The sequence below is a fragment of the Isoptericola croceus genome (assembly GCF_029382255.1).
Classification (GTDB): Bacteria; Actinomycetota; Actinomycetes; order Actinomycetales; family Cellulomonadaceae; genus Isoptericola; species Isoptericola croceus.
Window position 1 is genome coordinate 1 of the sequence record NZ_JARLLG010000453.1, and the last position, 258, is coordinate 258.

A 258-nucleotide genomic window follows, 5' to 3' on the forward strand; every position below is an offset into this window, starting at 1 on the left:
CGGTACGATCAGTCAATTGGACACATCAGAGCTTCTGCCAGAACCCAAAGTCGAAGCCAGCACAGACGATTCCGGTCAAATCCGTTCAGTTTTTCTTCATCCTAGGTCAAAATGAAGATTTATAAGGATATTTTCACAGGTGATGAAATGTTTTCTGATACCTACAAGATGAAGCTTGTTGATGAAGTTATGTATGAAGTGTATGGAAAGCTTGTAACAAGAAAGCAAGGAGATATTCAGCTTGATGGCTTCAATCCT

The 258-nt window shown here is 39.9% G+C and carries 1 protein-coding gene; it reads left to right on the top strand.

Translation table 11 applies throughout. The annotated features are described in order from the left end of the window. Positions 1–111 precede the first annotated feature (111 nt). A partial coding sequence (locus tag PZC42_RS23430; RefSeq protein ID WP_368860297.1) for a hypothetical protein occupies positions 112–258 on the top strand: 147 nt, incomplete at its 3' end.